This is a genomic window from Nostoc sp. UIC 10607, assembly GCF_047228265.1.
Classification (GTDB): Bacteria; Cyanobacteriota; Cyanobacteriia; order Cyanobacteriales; family Nostocaceae; genus Nostoc; species Nostoc foliaceum_A.
Genome location: NZ_JBIQNW010000005.1, coordinates 96,845 through 114,950 on the forward strand (window position 1 = coordinate 96,845; position 18,106 = coordinate 114,950).

Below are 18,106 nucleotides of genomic sequence, written 5' to 3' on the forward strand. Positions count from 1 at the left end.
CCGTATTAAGAAAGATAACAAGTGTTTGACAGATTGCCCACATCCTAAGTGTGGACTTTTTCTGGTCTGACATCTTGCACCTAAGCCTACTGATATACCACCCAAGTCAGTTGAGCCATATTCCAGAAAATAGGCTGCCCTTGACCTCAGATAAGGTATAACTACCTCCCTGCCTCCTTCCTGATTTGCAGAACCTCCTTTGAGGAGAAGCTCAGTTGTTATCCTTAACTCTCGATAGTTTTTCCTAAACAGAAAAACTAAGATGTTTCATCCCCAAGTATGCAGGAAACTTTGGAGGGATAGGAATTTTGAGGAGGTTGGGGAATGTAATGGTAATAAGCGTGAATTATAGTCGCTCTACCTTATTAAGTGCAAGATGTCAATTTACTAATTTATGCTAAATTCAGCCTCCTTAGGTCACTTTGGAGGCTAAAAATATTTGTATCAAATTGTAAAAAGGAAAAATGCTCACGCTGAACAAATTGCTGAGTATATCTACCGGATTTGACCAATCACCAATGATCAATGAATTTTTAATCGAGTGAGACGATGACAACTGTGATGTTATCGTGTCCTCCGTGCTCCTTAGCAGCCTCAACTAGAGAGATGGCGGCTTTATCAAGCCAAGGAGTGTTTTGGAGGCAGCTAGCAATCTTCTGTTCGACAAGTTCTTCTGTGAGACCATCACTACATAACAGCAAGCGATCGCCAGCTTTTACATCTAGTGGTTGCACATCAATTTGATGCAAATCTTCACGCCCCAAACAGCGCGATAATACATGACGAAAAGGATGTAATCGTGCTTCATCTAAGGTGATGTCACCGATTTTGATTGCCCGTGCTACCCAAGTGTGGTCTTCCGTTACCTGTTCTAATTGTGACTCTCGGAAGCGATATAGCCGCGAATCGCCAACATGAGCGCACCAGGGCGATTCTGGGGAGCGAAAAATTACCGCTACAACCGTTGTACCCATGTCAGCGCGTTCGGGATGATTTTGCTGATCGTGTAAAATCGCTTCATTCGCACCCCACAAAGCTTGCTCTAGCAATTCTTGAGAAGATTTTGAAGATTCCCAATTTGCCAGCAAATATGCCTGAATTTCTCCAGTGGCAATGCGACTTGCTTCCTCACCTCCCGCATGACCACCCATACCATCGGCAACAACGAAAAACCGCCCCTCTGGGTCGATATAGTAAGCATCCTGATTATTAGAACGAATAAGTCCCGGATCGCTAAAACCCGTGAAATTAAGTTTCATAAATTATTTTTGCAACAATTAATACATACGATCGTAACGGTCAAGGCGTAAAAGTAGTCTGATCAGGATCACTGAAAGCACTGCTGCAATTAAACCAGGCACTAGTGCCCACCATACAGACTTACTAACCACTAAGATCGTAGCTGAAAGTGTGAACCCACTGATTAACAGAGCATAACTTATTGAGAGCTGAATACTGCTCTGCCGCCGCAACAGGCGTTCAGTTTCGATAGACCGAACACGCAGGCGCATGTCTCCCCGTTCTAGCTTTTCTAGGGTATCCTCTAACCTACGTGGTAGACCAAACGCGGTACTACTTACCTGAGCTGCTTGACGACTTAATTCGTTAATAAAGCTATTCCCCTCAGAACCATTCATATCGGTCATAAGCTGCATTGCATATGGTTTGGCAACTTCCATAAAGTTAAACTCTGGATCTAAACCTTTGCCTACCCCCTCTAGGGTAGAAAAAGCTCGCATCACAAAAGTGAAGGTTGCTGGAAATCTAAATGGCTGATTATAAGCTATTTCATAAAGGTCGTCACTGATTGCTGCCACCGATTGGTTTTCAAAAGGCTTATCCATGAAATGATCCAGCATGTACTGGACGGAACGCCGCACTGGACCCATATCATCCGTTGGGGCGATCGCGCCTAAATCGATCAGAGACTGCACAACGCGATCGCCATCTTTTTGAGCAATGCCAAACAGTGTTTGCATCAGTCCTTCGCGGACATTGGACTTAATCCGCCCCATCATACCGAAATCGTAGAATATCAGAGCACCACTTGCACTGATGGCAATATTGCCTGGGTGAGGATCGGCGTGGAAAAAGCCACTATTGAGCAACTGTAGTAAGTAAGCTTGAGCGCCTTGACGAGCGATCGCCTTTCGATCCAAACCTGCTGCTTCTAAAGCTTCGTATTGGCTAATTTTAATTCCAGGGAGATATTCTAAAGTCAGTACTCTGGACGTGGCGTAACGCCAGTATATTCTTGGGACGTTCACCCAATCGTAGCCGCGAAAGTTCCGGCGAAAAGTATCAGCGTTACGACCTTCATTGAGATAATCAATTTCTTCCCAAAGAATGCGACAACACTCTTCATAAATACCCAACCAATCTCGCCCCCTTCCCCATTTAGGATGGTTTTGAAAATAGCGGGTAATTCCCTTGAGAATCTGTAAATCTATTTCAAATAACTTTTTTAGTCCAGGACGTTGCACCTTGACAACAACCGATTCCCCAGTATGCAGCACAGCTTTGTGTACTTGCCCCAAGCTAGCAGCAGCTAAGGGAATAGGTTCAAAATTATGGAATAGCTCAGGAATTTTCTTGCCTAGTTCTTTCTCAATGGTCGCTTCTACTTGCTCATAGCTAAATGCCGGTACTTTGTCTTGTAACTTGGCTAATTCTTCTACATATTCAATAGGGAATATATCAGCACGGGTAGAAAACAGTTGCCCAACTTTGATAAAGGTTGGTCCTAAATCCAGCAGGGTATTACGAATCCAGACCGCTTGGGTTTTGCGTCTTGCAGCTTGCTTTGCCTCAGTCACGCCACCCGGATAACTCCAAGATTTGTTGTATAGCCAAAGTTTGAACAATAAGGTCAAGACAAAAGACCAAATGTCCACAAAACGCCGTCTGCTAGAGTAGTTTTCCCGATTCCAACGGTATGCCTTATCTGAATAACCTTGTTCCATATGCTGTGTGTACCGTTGGTTTGCAACCGAATCACTTGGAAGAAAAGACACTCTGATTCCTAAACTGTTTTTGATAAAGTGCCATTTGTTTTTTGTCCTTTGTCATTTGTGGATAATTTTTGGTCTAATAACTCATGACCAATGACCAATGACTAATGACTAAATTTATGCAGAAGTTCTGCGGTAATGTTGCAATTCTGTTCGTAACAGCGCAATTTCTGCTCGCAATTCATCAATATCTGCTTGCAAGTCGCCTGAATCAGAACTAGCTTTTCCACTACTTGTAGTAGCTTGACCAGCATTAGCTGCTTCTGCTGCCCGATTTGCCCGCTCTACGACTTCTTCTGTAAACTGGCGCAACTGCTCTCTAGCTTCTGCATCAAATTTGCCCAGATCACTCAAAGCATCGGTCAAAGCGACCTCTAAACGCTCATTAACTACTTCAGCTACTGCTCTGCCTACGAAAAAGGCTTGCACAAGGGGGTTACTCATAAATTTTTGTTACGTTGATCCGCAAGAGAATTATAACTTGCCTGTATGCTTTACGGCTTCTGCTGAGGAGTTAGAGATTTACGTGACGCAATGTGCGACTTCAGCCCTAACGAATAGAATTCGCGGAGTTTACGGGCACACAAACGAGGGCTACACCGACCTGGGATCAAATATTATCGTGACATTATAGTAAATCTCGATAATATTGGTCTGGTCTACTGGGTAAATAGGTGGTCATTTGCAAGGCTTGCTCTTTCAATTTGAAACTTTGAGTAATATTAATCCGGCTGAGGAAATCTAAATCGTGGGAAATTACCCAAAGCGCTCCTTGATAGTCATTGATACCTATTACCATTTGTTCAACAGTTTCAATATCCAGGTTATTAGTTGGCTCATCGAGAATCAGCAGATCGATTTCTGAGATACTGATCATAGCGATCGCTAATCTTGCTAACTCACCTCCACTCAGTACAGAGGCGCCTTTGTGAACGTCATCATATTTAAAGAGGAAGTGTCCCAACTGTTGACGTAAAAGCTGATAGCTGAGATTAGGATTAACAGCTTGCATATTTTTCAAAAGTGTGTATCGGCGATTTACCAATTCGTAGGTTTGATCGAGATATACAGCTTTCATTGTTGGTGCTAGCAAAACCTCACCTGAGTCCAAAACTGCTGTTTGGTTTTCCATTCCCAGAATAGCCTTTACCAGGCTCGATTTACCAGAACCGTTTGCGCCGATAATGGCTATGCGATCGCCAGATGATACATGCAGTTGAATATTTTGAATCAATAGCCGTTCTGATATCCTAAGATTTGCACCCTGGATATTAATTAGATTTCTGCGCTTTTGATTTTTTTCTTCTAGCTGAATACTCGTTACTTTGGTAGTTTTGACCTTCGTCTCTGCAACCTTTTGATTCGCCTTTGTTACTGCTGCTTCATGTTTCTTTTTCGCAGTTCCGGTAGACACCTCAGCTTTGGTTTTAATCAGCCCTGCTGCCATTCTATCAATACTGCCATTCAGAAACTTGGCGCGACCGTTGCGGCTAGATTGGGCTGCGCATTGCTGTTCTTGCATAGCTGTGGCTTGGGTACGTTTGAGTTCCTTTCTGGCAGCTTCGTACGATCGCAATGCTGCTTCTAACTCGATTTCTTTCTGTTCTCTATACTGAGAAAAATTGCCTCCATATACCTTTATTCCAACAGGTGTAAGTTCCCAAGTAACTTGTGTTACTTGGTCTAAGAAAAAAGGCTTGTGCGAGACAATCACAAACGCGCCAGTAAAATTTTGGAGAAATTGCCTTAAACTTTCTAACGCTTGCAAATCCATGTGGTTGGTTGGCTCATCCAGCAACAGTAAATTTGGTTCTTGAGCTAAACCGATCGCTAGAAATAGTTTTGTGAGTTCTCCTCCACTCAAGTTAGTAATTGGTAGAGAAAAATCAATACTTGTATCAAATTGTGTTTGCAAAATATCCTCAATCTTCCACCATTCATCAGAAGTGGAAATCAAAAAGTTAAGTACTGTATCTGCTGTTATTTCTTGTCTGATATTGCTGATTTGTGGCAAATAATAGACAACACAATTACGCCAAACTGAGCCTGTATTGGGGCTAATTTGACCTGCAATTATCTTGAGTAGGGTTGATTTTCCTACACCGTTGCGACCGACTAAAGCAATGCGATCGCCTGCTTCGATACTCACCTGAATTTTTTGAAACAAAGTTCTATCTAAGCTGATTTCGTAGGCTAAATTATCAGCTAATAATATTGATTTTTTCGGCATTCTTCTCAAACCTCAATTCGCAAACTTCCACCCGCGTGTTCACAACAATTACGGGTAGATTAGACACAAAAAAACTTAGCCGCAGATAGTTGCCAAGCGGTTCAATGTAGATACGAGTGATGACAATATTTTTAGTACATGACTATGTGAAGTAACCCTGTCAAACTAGTTGCGTTTATTCTTCGTTGACATTTGTTGCTTTGGCGCAACAAGTGTTTGGTACTACTTCATTTGTGCTATCTCGTTGGAGTTGTGATGAGGTTTGATATTGACTACAGTCTAGCATGAAGGTATTTCGGAAGGTAGCGATCGCTTTTTTCTTCTCTGTGCTCTCTGTAGTTAAACTGCGCCTGTGTTAAGCCTTAATTTTATGATTTACCCCATCCTCAAAATCGGCGATTACCTAGGGTATGCTATGCGATCGCTAACTACAACACTGCTAAAATAAATCCATAACTACTTGATGCCGTATCCATTCTATGACCATAGCTCAAGAATTAGATTTTCAAGAAGGCATCTGTCAAGATGTTATATTTCCCCCTGGTGATTTATATAGTGATGAGCCTCCCTTGGAAAGCGAACTTCATCTAGAGCAAATCATGCTCTTACTCAAATGCCTAAAATGGTTGTGGCGAGATAGAAATGATTTCTATGCGGCGGGAAATCTGACTATTTACTACAGTCCACGCCAACGCAAATCAGAACACTTCCGGGGGCCAGACTTTTTTGTAGTGCTGGGATGTGAACGTAAAACCCGTAAAAGTTGGGTAGTCTGGGAAGAAGATGGCAAATATCCGAATGTAATTCTGGAAATTTTGTCTGACTCAACAGCGAATACTGACAAAGATTTAAAGAAAAAAATCTATCAAGATACCTTCCGCACACCCGATTATTTTTGGTTCGACCCTTACACACAAGAATTTGCGGGATTTCATTTAGTAGATGGAGAATATCAACCTTTACAAGCAAGTGAACAAGGATATTTGTGGAGTCATCAGCTAGGGTTATACTTGGGGGTTTATGAAGGTTTATTGCGGTTTTTTACACGAGATGGGCAACTAGTACCAACACCGGAAGAAACGGCAGATCAGATACAACAAAAAGCTGAACAAGCTGAACAAAAAGCTGAACAAGCTGAACAAAAAGCTGAACGTTTAGCAGCAAAACTACGGGAGTTAAATATCGATCCAGAGACAATTTAGACCAGAGCTATTTCATTTAGGATAGTTTTGCACTAAAAACTCCTCAGCTTCCGTCCTATCTTTAATCACTCCATCTAAGGCAGCAGCAACTACATCATCTAATATTTGCCGATATTGGGGGCCTGGTTTGTAACCAAGTTTCTTTAAATCATTGCCATTCAATAGTGGCTGCACATTAGCCAAAACAGTTAAATATTCCCAAATCTGATGTCTAAGCGATCGCGGACTTTGCAAAGCAATTAAAATCAGCATTGGTAAGTCGTACTGCCGCAACAACTGCACTACTTGACTGGGACTTTGACACTTAGGCAAAGATTCCATCACCTCAGTTTGGGCAGAAGCCAAGTTTTGCAAGCGTTTAATGCTATCTTCTTGCAGTTGCAGATTTTTTGCTACTTTCGCTCGATATTGTGTTGCTAGATGGGCGATTAAGGCTTCTAAGCGCATTTCCCAATGGATGAGAGTTTGTTCAGCATCAAATCGCCGCAAGCAGCGTTCTAGCAAAAGTAGTTGTCGCAGGAGTTCTGCGTCTAGCTGGAGGGTAGGATGGATACATTGCAATGCCCCTAAGTTATCGAGTAACTGCAAAGCCGATTTCCAGTAAGGAGCTTCTAGAATGTGCTTTAATTCTGTTTTTAGTCGAGTTTGCAGAGCTGGAGTTTTGCTATTCTCTTGAGCAGTGCGATCGTAAACACCACTGTTGATGGCATAGCGGATAAACTCTTCAGTTTGCGGTTCAATTTGAAATCCAAAGCGCACGGCAAAGCGCACGCCACGATAAATCCGGGTGGGATCTTCGATAAAGCTGTTGGGGTGTAAAACCCGAATTTGCTTGGCTTGTAAATCTAGTAATCCGCCAAAAAAATCGAGTAATTCACCAGCACGGGGAGTAGTGAGGCGCAAGGCGAGGGCGTTGATGGTAAAATCTCGCCGATACAAGTCTTGACGAATAGAACTAGCCTCAACTTCTGGATTTGCTGCTGGATAAGGATAGAATTCTGTTCTAGCGGTGGCAATATCTACCCATAAAGAATCTAATTCTGGGTCTTTATGCCACAACAAAGCAGCAGTTTGAAAAGCTCCGTGGATTTCTAAGCGGGCAACAGGATAAAGTTGCTGGAGTGCCTTTGCTAGTTCTACACCAGCACCAACATCTGCTGATTTGTGAAAGCCATCAACCACAAGATCAATATCTTTAATCATCAAAGTGCCCGATGCTGCTTTAGCTAATAGCAAATCCCGGACTGCACCCCCGACAAGATAAAGATGCCAACCTCTTTGTTCTGCTTCTTGCGATGCTATGGTGAGCAATTGCCACAGTTGCGGAGCAAGCCGATTTTGCAACTCAGTGCTGAGAGGAATTTTGAATTTTGTTAGTGCAGCGTAAGCCTTTGGCATGGCTTCTCTACGAGAGGCTGCGCCAACGCTTAGAGCGAGTCTGTGAGCGTCATTTTGAATTTTGAATTTTTGCTCTCTTTCTCCGTCTTCATCCCTTTCCTGATGTAATTCCCGCAAGACATCAGTACGAGTGACCAGACCAACTAACTGCTCATTCTCCAATACTGGTAAGCGTCCGATATCGTATGTCACCATCAGCGCTTCAATTTGTGGCAGTGTCGTATCTGGTGCAATCGTTTTGAGATTTGTGGTCATATAGCCTTTGACTGGCGCATGACTAAATCCGTGGTGCAAGGCTATATCAATATCCCGCCGCGAAATAATACCTACTAATTGCCCTTGAGCATCGACTACAGATAAACCAGAGTGTCCATAGCGCAACAAAATGCGCTGGGCTTCACTAATAGTAGTTTCAGGCAGAATTGTGCGAACAGGAGATGACATCAAGTCCCTAGCGGTGAGGGGATGAGGAATTTGTGCTTTTACCCCATCTAGGAGTTGTTTTAATATTGCCTGTGAATCAACTCCCCTTAAGTTGAGCGATGCGGCTTGTGAATGACCGCCGCCACCTAGAAGTTGGAATAATAGGTTAAGATTCGTTTTGGGAATTTGCGATCGCCCAATTACAGTTAAGCGTGAATCACTTTCACTCAAAGGATATTCATTAGCCAACAGTAGGGCATCAATTTCGGTTAATTCCACGAGTTCCGAAGCCAGACTCGATAGCCCCGGTACAAAACCATCTGTTTTCAGAGTTACCCAAGCAACCGTATATCCATGTAGACAGAGATATTCTAAACTTTCCAGTGCCTCAGTTAATAGCTGCTGCAATTGCGGAGATAATCCGGGGTCACGGTAGGTGGAAATTACTGATAAACTAGCACCTTGTTGCATCAACCAAGCCAAAGCTAAAGCATCCCGTGGTTTAGACTGGTCAAAAGTCAAAGAGCCAGTGTCAACGTGGATACCCAAACCCATCACAGTTGCTTCGGCAGGAGTCAAGGAAATTTCCTGCTGTTGCAATTGCTCCACGATCAAAGTTGTCGTGGCTCCTACTGAGGAAATATATGATTCCGTGGCAGGAATATCTGATTCTTGTCCTAAGTGATGGTCATAAATTATAATTTCTCTTACATAGGGTAAATCTAACCACTCAGCAGCTTTACCCAAGCGATCGCGGTGTTGCGTATCCACCACAGTCAGAGAACGAATTTTTTCTGGATTCACCGAACGGCGTTCAATCAGCGGATATTCATCCCGATGCAATGCTAAAAAATCCCGTACAGGAGGGTGAGAACCGCCAGTCAGCACAATCTTACTTCCCGGTAGTAGGCGCGTTAACCCTACCGCCGCTCCTAGTGCATCAAAATCTGCTGTTGTGTGGCAAAGAATTAAATCCATAGTTACGAGTCATTAGCCATTGGTACTTAGACAAAGGACAAATGACTAAAATGTTGCAATTTCTGCTAGCTTAAAAATAATAAGAAAGTGTCAGTGTCGCCCTTTAGGATATTCTATCCTTAGTATTTCGCTGTATTGGGAGAAGCAAAAATGACCATAATATTCCAATTTGCCTTGATAGGTCTAGTCCTATTGTCTTTTGTCCTGGTTGTTGGCGTCCCCGTTGCTTACGCCACTCCCCAAAATTGGGTTGAATCTAAAAAACTGCTCTGGGTTGGTTCCGCCGCTTGGATTGCTTTGGTGTTTTTAGTTGGTTTGTTAAACTTTTTTGTCGTGTAAGCGACGGCTTCGCTCTGGCGCAGGCACATAATATAAGAACTAGAGGGGCAGAAAAGCCAAGGTCAAAAACCAAAGGAAAAAAGGAGAAATTTTTTCCAATTTTCTTTTTTCTGACCGTGCTTTCCTGCTCCTCTACATTTTAATAAGAAATGTATATTGGCCAGAAGTATAGTTGATTAAGAGGCAGTCATGGCAGTTTTCGAGGGAACTTTTACCCAAACGGAGCCTTTACGGTTTGCAGTAGTGATTGGTCGATTCAATGACCTAGTTACCGGAAAGCTGCTAGAGGGATGTCAAGATTGCTTGAAACGCCACGGTGTAGATCCTAACCCCCAAGGCGATCAGGTGGACTATGTTTGGGTTCCAGGAAGTTTTGAGGTACCTTTAGTAGCTCGCCAACTAGCACTTTCCCATCGTTATGATGCTGTAATTTGTCTAGGTGCAGTCATTCGAGGACAAACACCCCATTTTGATTATGTATCCGCAGAAGTTTCTAAAGGCATTGCTGCCGCTAGCTTTCAAACTGGAGTACCAGTAATTTTTGGTATTTTGACAGTAGACACTATGCAGCAAGCCTTAGAACGGGCAGGCATAAAAGGTAATCATGGCTGGGATTATGCCCTGAACGCCCTAGAAATGGCAAGCCTGATGCGGCAATTGCGTTCTAACCTAGCAGAGCCATATTCTCGTAATAGCCAGTCTTTGCCAGCCTCTTTTCAAAGTGCCAGCATAGGTAATTTAACTGCGGAGTCAGAAGAACTAGGCTAGGGCGTCATTAGTCATTTGTCCTTTGTTATTCACTAATGACCAATGACTAATGACTAATGACTAATGACTAATGACTAATGACTAATGACCAATAACTAAATTAAGGGGTTGACAATCAGGGATGAATCTGCGATATTGATATATGGCAATTGATTGCGGGTATAGCTCAGTGGTAGAGCGTCACCTTGCCAAGGTGAATGTCGCGCGTTCGAATCGCGTTACCCGCTTCCAACTAAAACCTCTTGGACTTGATAATTCCAAGGGGTTTAGTATTTTTAGGGTGCGTTGAAGTGTTCGACGATTCGCACTACACTCTTGTGAATCGCTCCCTATGTAGACAGATTGAGCAAACAAATCGTCTACTGTCTCAATTTGAATATCGCCCACTCAAATCACGTTACCCACATGCTAAGAAATATAAAACCCAGCTTTAGACTGGTGTAGATATACATTAGCTTGGCTACAATCTGTATAGGTGTAATCAATTCGTTTTGTGTAGGGTGTATTACACTGGACTAAAAGTGGCTAGTTAAATAGTAGTGTAGTCAGGTGCAAAGCGTCTTGTAGCAGTGAAGTTAGCCACAATCTATTTGGAGAAAGATATTTGGAGAAAGAGTCACACACTCTGGCACTCTGGATGTTTTGGTAATTCCCGCTCTTGAAACGCTTGTGAAATGCAAGGAATAGAGATTAGACCTAATCCCGATCTAACCTTGATCACTGGATAGTAATATACAGTGACCCAAAGGTAAATTAGCGGGTTTGTTAGCGTCTGTTGTTTATGAGCGTAGCCTTCCCAAACGATTTGTTTTAGGAGTGGTCGCCCCGTAGGCTTAAAATTGTACCAGGTGTGTCAGCACAATAAATGCCCAAAAACGCAACCACATTACCTTTAAAGCGACAAATGAAGAGAAGGAAATTCTTAAATAAGATTGCCAGCTACGAGCAAAGATTACAAACAGATAACCTCGTACTGATATGGCAATTAGGACATTTAGAGTCGGTTGTATCTAGTGTTTGCAATCATGGCGATGTTTGCATCGCTTGTCCATCTTTATAAAGAGATAAGCCTTATCAGGCATTTACTAAGGGATCATATTCTCGTTGTTCGTGTAAAACACGCTCAAGTTATTAGAACGCTTGTGCAATCTCAAAAACCCGAAAAAATAGACTTTAATACCGAATACCCCTGTCCCTGTCGTCGCCGGGGTCAGTTAATTCCGATTACGCTGACAGAAGCATTTGGTTGCGATCGCTGTCAGCAAATCTTTGTAGTAGAAGATAATGGTCATGTCCTAGAACAGCTTTCTACCACCTATCCTTACAAGCGGGCTTGGCGTTGGATGGGAAATAGTTGGCATGTTGTCCATCCCCGCTTGGGAGAAAGCTATCTGCCTATAGCACTTGGCATTATTTTCGTGCTAGTGATTATATGGCTGCCATTAGCGCTGCGATTAGCAAATGGTTCCAGTATTATTGCTTGGGCAATGGTGGCGGTGCTATTGGCTATTCTGCCAGCGCTAATGGTCTGGCTTACCTACAGACGTTAACTCAATGACTGTTGAAGTTTTGGATGACCACCCCGAACCGATTACTAGCGCCCAACGAGCCTATCATGCTTCCCTAAAGTTAGGGATCACAAAGGGAGCAGACCGGAGTCGTGCAGTACTGGCAATGGCACAAGCCCTTGAGCGCTCATTTGACGACATTCTAGAAGCCAATACCTTGGATTTAGAAGCCAGTCGAGAAATGGCAGTGCCAGAGTTGATATTGGACTGGCTGAAGCTGACTCCCACAAGGCTAGAGATGACCGTGGACATTTTACAACGGTTGGGGGAATTATCAGATCCGCTGCGGCGCGTCAGAACCGCTGATTATCAACTGGAAGATTCCCAAAGTTACACCCAGTTAATGCCTTTGGGAGTGATTGGATTTATTTATGAAGCGTTCCCGGATTTAGGGGCGATCGCAGCGGGTTTTTGTATCAAAACTGGCAATAGTATTATTCTCAAAGGCAGTACTGAAGCTAGTCATTCTAACGCGGTCATCGCTGAGATCCTGCAAAGTGCGATCGCAGAAGTTGGTCTAGCTCCAGGCTGTCTAGAACTGATCACAGCAGAACATGGGGCTTCGATTCGGGATTTAGTTACCCAAGACCAGTATGTGAATCTAGTGATTCCCTACGGGCGCACTACCTTAATACAGCAGGTAGTACGACATTCAACTTGCCCAGTCTTAAAGTCAGCAATGGGTAACTGTTATCTTTACTGGTCGCTCAATAGCAGCTTAGAAATGGTGCGCTGGATGATTTTTAATAGCCATCAGAGCGAACCAGACCAAGTTAATGCCATTGAAAAAGTACTCATTCACCGCCAAGCATTGCCATCATCTTTAGCAGTTCTGTGGAACAGCTTGATGGAAAAAGGCTTTGAAATTAAAGGGGATGCAGAACTAGTAGAAGCCTTTCCCCAGTTGCAGCTGGTGAAGGAAGGCGAATGGGGAAACCCTTATTTAACTAGGACAGTAGCTTTTAAACTGGTGGATAGCTTAGAGGGTGCGATCGCCTGGATTAATGAACACAGCAGTGGTCATGCTGACTCTATCGTTACTGAATCCTATCAGGAAAGTCGGCAGTTTGCCTTAGGAGTTAACAGTGCTTCTACCTACATCAACACTTCCCCGCGGTTTTCCCGCAACCCCTCACGGGGAGATTCAGTATTTCTTGGCATGTCTAACCAAAAAGGTCATCGTCGGGGATTTATCAGCCTGGAAACTTTGACCACCGTCAAGCACATTGTTCAGGGGAATGGCAGATTTTAAATAATTCGTAATTCGTAATTAAAAAAGGGTTTGCCAAAAGTGCCTGTAGTGGCAGTTCTGTGGGGTCTAAATATCCCACCAAATTCTTCCCATGCTCCAATCCGACAACTGAGACTTGAATGCCTCTGTGAAAACCCTAGCTTCGTTTGTAGTCCAAAACGGACAACCAGGGGCGCATCTAAGTTAAGCGAATCTCATCAGTAATCAAACAAACCCCCACAGATTCTATTGGGGGGGTTTCAATATAGTATTAAATATGATTTTTACTATTAGAACATCTGAATTCGGATGTTGTTATCCTACATTTTTCTGCTGTTGGAATATGGCAATCCTATCTGAGTTCCCAAAACTGCAAGAGACTTTAAAAAAGGCGGATAATAGGGAAAATTTAGAATTAGTCGTAGACTATTCAAGCCTGAGCGATCGCCTGTCAAGGCTTATAGTGAATAAATTTTTCTGAAGAGTTATTTTGGCATTTCTTTGCAATACTTAACTAATTTATAATTAAAAAAAATTAACATAGATTAAAAATAATAACTAACATCATAATTTATTAAGTTCTTCAGGCTAAGTTGAGAGTATGCTTAATAATTGAAGTCTAGTTGAGAGTTTAAGTAACTAGGTGCAAATAAATCTAAACATTTGTTTACTTATTCATTTGTTTGAGTGTTAAATACTAAAAAACAAAGTTTATTTGTGCCAACTTACTAACTAGATTGTCGAGCAAGGCGGTAAAAATTTTACCAGAGCCAAGTACTAACAGCGAAAACAAAAGTAAACTTAACAAAAATTACGTAATATGATAAGAAGAATTTTGCTGGCTGTATCGGGATTGGGACACGCAGAAGAAATGCTCAAAACCCTGAGAGAAATCCCTTCAATTGAATCTGCAAAAGTTACAATTTTGCATGTTGTTCAGGCACAGAGTACTGCTGCTACTATGACAACTAAATGGGAAAATGGTGGTAAAATTCTGGCGAATGCCATCCAAACTTTGAACTTAGACCCTAGCCAAGTTTCTTCAATTTTGCGCGAAGGCGACCCCAAAGATGTAGTTTGCCAAGTAGCTGATGAAATCGACGCTGACTTGATTATTATGGGTTCACGCGGACTTAAGCGGCTGCAATCGATTTTATCGAACTCAGTCAGCCAGTATGTTTTTCAACTATCTTCTCGCCCCATGTTGCTGGTAAAAGATGACATTTATGTGAAAAGAATTAAGCGCATTATGGTGGCAATAGACAACTCTGATTCTGCAAAAAACTGCTTGAAATTGGCACTGTTTTTACTGCGAGATATTCAGGGAGGCCAGTTAATTTTGGCAAATGTTACTACAGACTTAGGCGGTAAAAAATCGGAAATAACTGAAGTTAGTTCAGACAAAAATCCAGTTTTAGCAGCCGCAGTTGCAGAAGCTGAAAAACAGGGCATCCAATCTCGTTCTTATATCAGCAGTGGCAAACCTGGTGAAGAAATTTGTCGATTGGCAGAGGAGTTGAATGTAGACTTATTATTGCTCGGTTCTCCTGATCGCCGCCCATCGATCGCTAAGAGTTTTGTCGATATAGACAGACTCATCGGATCTTCCTTGTCTGATTATGTTCGAGTCAATGCCACTTGTCCGGTACTATTGGCGCGGACGATCGCTTAAAGGCAAAATAGAGTTAGTGGTAGATAAATAAAAACCCCTACACTACTGGTGCAGGGGTTTTTTATTTGATACACAAACTTTTAACTATCTTTTCCACCTTCGCGGCTAGCAGTTTGGATGTACAGAATTAGTAAAAACACAGTGGGGACTAGTACGAACAAAATGCTCGCTACGAACCCCAGGTCATTAACTTGCATGGCAAGAAAGCCTCTCTTAAATTTCCAGTCAACAACATTAGGATAGCATCATCAATGACAGAGTTAGCCCAAATTTTTTACTTTCTCACATGCTAACCACGGTTGATCCCACAAAAGTTAAGGCTTCGTAACCACACTGACTGAGCCATTCACTAAAGTTTGACAGGCAAGGCGGTAATTTTCTGGCTTTTTTTTGAATTTTCGGTTTTCTACGTCTGTGCGGGGGGAGAGATTTTCTATTCCTTCGACTATTTCCACAACGCAAGTACCACACTGACCATTACCACCGCAATTGGTCATCTTGCCAATGAATGTATATATATCAATGCCATTTTGCATCGCTTTGAGCCGGAGATTTGCACCATCTGCCGCCACTACTTCTTTATTCTCTTTAACGAATTTGATATTACCCATAACTAATTCCTCCTTGACTCTAAGCTTGGCTTTCAAGGCTTCATATTGACATGGCTTGATTCACATCTTATTTATTATATTAAATCATTACAAAATATTAATAAATATTAATTTTATAAAATATATCACCACAAAAAAATAGAACAGGTATAGTACCTGTTCTATAAATTGAAAAATAGATTAACTTACCTAAATCCCACGGCTGCTTGCCAAACGAAAGCAAGCAACAAGAAGAATACGGGGATGACTGGGAGAACGTCCACCAAAGGATCAAAGATTTGGTAAGCTTCAGGCAGTTTTGCTAATAAAAGTCCTGCTTCCATGTTTGTTTAAATCCAACTATCCAACACAGCTTTCATAATTGAGAGATATCTTAACATGGTTTGGGTCTTGATCATTTGTCAATAGTCATTTGTAATTTCCCCCTCATCTGGTGCTGATTCAGATGAGTTAAGCCAGTGACCAAATTCTGTAACAAAGCGATCGCTCAATATTGCTTCTCTAATTTTTTGCGTAAAGCGAATTAGTTCGGTAATGTTGTGAATGCTCAACAAAGTATAAGCTAAAATTTCTTGCGATCGCACTAAATGAGATATGTAAGCCCGGCTAAAATTTTGACAAGTGTAGCAAGGACAAGTTTCATCTAATGGCGTAAAATCTTCACGAAACTTAGCATTTTTTAAATTCCAGCGTCCGCCCTGGACTATTGCCGTCCCATGTCTTGCCCAACGGGTGGGAATTACGCAATCAAATAAATCTACACCAGATGCGATCGCGATCGCCATTTCCCGATAAGTACCGACACCCATCAAATAACGCGGCTTTTCAGGCGGTAGAAGCGGTGCTGTCACTTTCACAATCTCAGCCATCAATTCTGGCGGTTCTCCTACACTCACGCCACCAATGGCATATCCGGGCAAATCCAACTTAGCCAAAGCTTCCGCCGCACGGCAACGCAAATCCAAATATACGCCCCCTTGTACAATCCCAAACAAAGCCTGTTCACTGCGTTGATGAGCCGTAATGCAGCGTTCTAACCAACGATAAGTGCGCTCAGTTGCAGTTTCAACCTCTTGGCGAGTAGCTGGGTAGGGCGGACACTCATCAAAGGCCATAATCACATCTGCCCCTAAAGTATTTTGAATCTCAATGGAGCGCTCTGGGGTCAAGTTAATAATTTGTCCATCATGGGGTGAGCGGAAAGTTACGCCTTCTTCAGTAATTTTTCGCATCTCGCTTAAGCTGAAGACCTGAAACCCACCTGAATCTGTGAGCATTGGGCCGTTCCAACCCATAAATTTGTGTAACCCACCACCTCCAGCCACGATCGCTTCTCCAGGTTGTAGGTGAAGATGATAAGTATTCGATAAGATCATTTGTGCCCCAGTATCTCGTAGCTGAGATGGGGTGATAGTTTTGACATTTGCCAGCGTTCCCACTGGCATAAATCTGGGAGTTTCTACAACACCGTGAGGAGTAAAAAACACTCCTGCTCTAGCTTTGGTTTCGCTACAGCAAGCAAGACATTCAAAGGAAAAATTCGCACTCATACCATTTTAGATTTTTGAAGATGCGCCTATAGGACTTACCCAAAACTATACGATTGTAGGGGCAATTCATGTAGCCGAAGGCTTCCCATACCACTTTGTGGAAACAAGCTATGCGTACTGTCTCCGTTAGAAGAAGGATATTGCTCCTACATGAATAAAGCGCAGTCTCATTGAAAGAGGCAGGAGGCAGGGGACAGGGGGCAGGAGGGGATTCAATCCCTACTGATTTGAAGCCACTTAACTCTCGTTCAGTGCTTTTGTTTTAAGCCCTTGCTCTAAGGGCGTTGGCGCAGCCTGCCGCGATGCCTGCGGCAGAAAACAGAGAGCAGTTTTCTTCTCTCTTCAACTGCCCTCTATTTTCTGCCTTCCTTGATAAAAATGGTATGACAGTTGCTATTTTAGAAAGAATCAGAACAGTCATCGTCAATTTCTGCATCCCATCTGGCTGAGAGGACTTGCTCCATCATCGCTTCTATAGCGCTGACATTGAAGTTTCGCTCTCGTCGCTCTTGTATGGGAGTTGAGCGGGGAATCAACCGCAGACACACTCCTTCTTGCATCAAATCAAAATAGGTTTCTTGTTGCGACGACTGTTTTAGTTCCAAGTAATCAAAACTACAAACATTCAGATATAGCGCGTGGTTAGCCACTAAGGTAGACCTTTGTGGATTGGCGAAAACCTCCATCACATCCCCTTCACCCTCGCTCAGTATCTTATCTTCTTGGGTGTAGATGTAGTGGACTCGACCTAAATCTGTCAGCAATCGCCGGATGTCGAGCTTATTCACAATGATGCCCGTGTTAATAATGCACGGAGCTGGTATCCTGGTGTCGGGTAGATGGTGACTCATAGGAAAATAGCGATTGAGCTAAGGAGAGCAACAACATAGCTAAACTGTCATAATTGAATAGCTTGTTTACTCCCTACATTTAAAAAAATATCAATTTTGTGGGGCAATCGTCTAACTAATCTGGAGTAAGTTTTTACTTAACGAATACAAAACACCAATTTTGATTCCTGATGGAATTTTAATTTCCTGAATCATTCGTTTTTGTATAAAAAGTACTGTGATTATTGGTTTACCACTTAGAACAGCATAACAAAATTTTCAAGGAGAATCTCTA

General features: G+C 42.6%; 16 protein-coding genes and 1 tRNA gene. 7 read left to right on the plus strand and 10 right to left on the minus strand.

The genetic code is table 11. The features are described 5' to 3' along the window. Positions 1-533: 533 nt before the first annotated feature. From ACEYW6_RS06605 to abc-f, 4 genes are all read right to left on the minus strand, one after another. The gene (locus ACEYW6_RS06605) at positions 534-1,259 is read right to left on the minus strand and encodes a Stp1/IreP family PP2C-type Ser/Thr phosphatase (protein ID WP_412979094.1); all 726 of its coding nucleotides are present in this window, start codon (positions 1,257-1,259) and stop codon (positions 534-536) included. A gap of 18 nt (positions 1,260-1,277) precedes the next feature. After that, positions 1,278-2,963, minus strand: a complete 1,686-nt coding sequence (locus ACEYW6_RS06610; protein WP_190893943.1) for an ABC1 kinase family protein — start codon at positions 2,961-2,963, stop codon at positions 1,278-1,280. 165 nt (positions 2,964-3,128) lie between these two features. After that, positions 3,129-3,455 (minus strand): DUF6825 family protein, encoded by a 327-nt coding sequence (locus ACEYW6_RS06615; protein WP_190893877.1) that lies wholly within the window; start codon positions 3,453-3,455, stop codon positions 3,129-3,131. Positions 3,456-3,639: 184 nt separating this feature from the next. After that, positions 3,640-5,241, minus strand: coding sequence for a ribosomal protection-like ABC-F family protein (gene abc-f, locus ACEYW6_RS06620; protein ID WP_412979095.1), 1,602 nt, complete (start codon positions 5,239-5,241; stop codon positions 3,640-3,642). Between the two features lie 479 nt (positions 5,242-5,720). On the opposite strand from abc-f, the gene ACEYW6_RS06625 reads away from it, so the two are divergent. Beyond that, on the plus strand, positions 5,721-6,443 hold the full coding sequence (locus tag ACEYW6_RS06625; protein ID WP_412979096.1) for a Uma2 family endonuclease: 723 nt from the start codon (positions 5,721-5,723) through the stop codon (positions 6,441-6,443). A 12-nt stretch (positions 6,444-6,455) separates the two neighbouring features. On the opposite strand, the gene ACEYW6_RS06630 is transcribed toward ACEYW6_RS06625, so the two are convergent. Further along, positions 6,456-9,242 carry a CBS domain-containing protein gene (locus tag ACEYW6_RS06630; RefSeq protein ID WP_412979097.1) on the minus strand — a complete coding sequence of 929 codons (2,787 nt, stop codon included), beginning with the start codon at positions 9,240-9,242 and terminating at the stop codon, positions 6,456-6,458. A gap of 150 nt (positions 9,243-9,392) precedes the next feature. Here ACEYW6_RS06630 and psbZ point away from each other — a divergent pair, with 150 nt between their 5' ends. The 6 genes from psbZ to ACEYW6_RS06660 all read left to right on the plus strand — a co-directional run bounded on the left by psbZ (position 9,393) and on the right by ACEYW6_RS06660 (position 14,820). Beyond that, entirely contained in the window at positions 9,393-9,581 is a 189-nt protein-coding gene (gene psbZ / locus ACEYW6_RS06635; protein ID WP_185585168.1) for a photosystem II reaction center protein PsbZ, read from the plus strand. A gap of 189 nt (positions 9,582-9,770) precedes the next feature. Then, positions 9,771-10,349: a 6,7-dimethyl-8-ribityllumazine synthase gene (ribH, locus tag ACEYW6_RS06640; RefSeq protein ID WP_190893873.1), complete on the plus strand. Its 579-nt coding sequence runs from the start codon at positions 9,771-9,773 to the stop codon at positions 10,347-10,349. 155 nt (positions 10,350-10,504) lie between these two features. After that, positions 10,505-10,576 (plus strand) — tRNA-Gly (locus ACEYW6_RS06645). 915 nt (positions 10,577-11,491) lie between these two features. After that, positions 11,492-11,899, plus strand: a complete 408-nt coding sequence (locus ACEYW6_RS06650) for a hypothetical protein (RefSeq protein WP_094348002.1) — start codon at positions 11,492-11,494, stop codon at positions 11,897-11,899. A gap of 4 nt (positions 11,900-11,903) precedes the next feature. Continuing rightward, the gene (locus ACEYW6_RS06655) at positions 11,904-13,169 is read left to right on the plus strand and encodes a glutamate-5-semialdehyde dehydrogenase (protein ID WP_412979098.1); all 1,266 of its coding nucleotides are present in this window, start codon (positions 11,904-11,906) and stop codon (positions 13,167-13,169) included. Between the two features lie 799 nt (positions 13,170-13,968). After that, positions 13,969-14,820, plus strand: coding sequence for a universal stress protein (locus ACEYW6_RS06660; protein WP_412979099.1), 852 nt, complete (start codon positions 13,969-13,971; stop codon positions 14,818-14,820). Positions 14,821-14,900: 80 nt separating this feature from the next. On the opposite strand, the gene psbM is transcribed toward ACEYW6_RS06660, so the two are convergent. The 5 genes from psbM to ACEYW6_RS06685 form a co-directional block, all read right to left on the minus strand. Beyond that, complete coding sequence (psbM, locus tag ACEYW6_RS06665; protein WP_138497365.1) at positions 14,901-15,017, minus strand: photosystem II reaction center protein PsbM; 117 nt, start codon at positions 15,015-15,017, stop codon at positions 14,901-14,903. 117 nt (positions 15,018-15,134) lie between these two features. Beyond that, the gene (locus ACEYW6_RS06670) at positions 15,135-15,431 is read right to left on the minus strand and encodes a 2Fe-2S iron-sulfur cluster-binding protein (RefSeq protein WP_196511830.1); all 297 of its coding nucleotides are present in this window, start codon (positions 15,429-15,431) and stop codon (positions 15,135-15,137) included. Positions 15,432-15,616: 185 nt separating this feature from the next. After that, entirely contained in the window at positions 15,617-15,754 is a 138-nt protein-coding gene (locus tag ACEYW6_RS06675) for a photosystem II reaction center protein K (protein WP_190893869.1), read from the minus strand. 78 nt (positions 15,755-15,832) lie between these two features. Beyond that, complete coding sequence (tgt, locus tag ACEYW6_RS06680; RefSeq protein WP_412979100.1) at positions 15,833-16,981, minus strand: tRNA guanosine(34) transglycosylase Tgt; 1,149 nt, start codon at positions 16,979-16,981, stop codon at positions 15,833-15,835. Positions 16,982-17,379: 398 nt separating this feature from the next. Continuing rightward, positions 17,380-17,832 (minus strand): hypothetical protein, encoded by a 453-nt coding sequence (locus tag ACEYW6_RS06685; RefSeq protein WP_190893867.1) that lies wholly within the window; start codon positions 17,830-17,832, stop codon positions 17,380-17,382. Between the last annotated feature and the right edge of the window lie 274 nt (positions 17,833-18,106).

What these genes read in the sequence shown, in the direction of transcription:
- ribH (WP_190893873.1), top strand. Translation starts at nt 9,771, where the DNA reads ATGGCAGTTTTCGAGGGAACTTTTACCCAAACGGAGCCTTTACGGTTT.
- ACEYW6_RS06660 (WP_412979099.1), top strand. Translation starts at nt 13,969, where the DNA reads ATGATAAGAAGAATTTTGCTGGCTGTATCGGGATTGGGACACGCAGAA.
- abc-f (WP_412979095.1), bottom strand. Translation starts at nt 5,241, where the DNA reads ATGCCGAAAAAATCAATATTATTAGCTGATAATTTAGCCTACGAAATC.
- ACEYW6_RS06615 (WP_190893877.1), bottom strand. Translation starts at nt 3,455, where the DNA reads ATGAGTAACCCCCTTGTGCAAGCCTTTTTCGTAGGCAGAGCAGTAGCT.
- ACEYW6_RS06625 (WP_412979096.1), top strand. Translation starts at nt 5,721, where the DNA reads ATGACCATAGCTCAAGAATTAGATTTTCAAGAAGGCATCTGTCAAGAT.
- ACEYW6_RS06675 (WP_190893869.1), bottom strand. Translation starts at nt 15,754, where the DNA reads ATGGAAGCAGGACTTTTATTAGCAAAACTGCCTGAAGCTTACCAAATC.
- ACEYW6_RS06670 (WP_196511830.1), bottom strand. Translation starts at nt 15,431, where the DNA reads ATGGGTAATATCAAATTCGTTAAAGAGAATAAAGAAGTAGTGGCGGCA.
- psbM (WP_138497365.1), bottom strand. Translation starts at nt 15,017, where the DNA reads ATGCAAGTTAATGACCTGGGGTTCGTAGCGAGCATTTTGTTCGTACTA.
- tgt (WP_412979100.1), bottom strand. Translation starts at nt 16,981, where the DNA reads ATGAGTGCGAATTTTTCCTTTGAATGTCTTGCTTGCTGTAGCGAAACC.
- ACEYW6_RS06685 (WP_190893867.1), bottom strand. Translation starts at nt 17,832, where the DNA reads ATGAGTCACCATCTACCCGACACCAGGATACCAGCTCCGTGCATTATT.
- psbZ (WP_185585168.1), top strand. Translation starts at nt 9,393, where the DNA reads ATGACCATAATATTCCAATTTGCCTTGATAGGTCTAGTCCTATTGTCT.
- ACEYW6_RS06655 (WP_412979098.1), top strand. Translation starts at nt 11,904, where the DNA reads ATGACTGTTGAAGTTTTGGATGACCACCCCGAACCGATTACTAGCGCC.
- ACEYW6_RS06610 (WP_190893943.1), bottom strand. Translation starts at nt 2,963, where the DNA reads ATGGAACAAGGTTATTCAGATAAGGCATACCGTTGGAATCGGGAAAAC.
- ACEYW6_RS06630 (WP_412979097.1), bottom strand. Translation starts at nt 9,242, where the DNA reads ATGGATTTAATTCTTTGCCACACAACAGCAGATTTTGATGCACTAGGA.
- ACEYW6_RS06605 (WP_412979094.1), bottom strand. Translation starts at nt 1,259, where the DNA reads ATGAAACTTAATTTCACGGGTTTTAGCGATCCGGGACTTATTCGTTCT.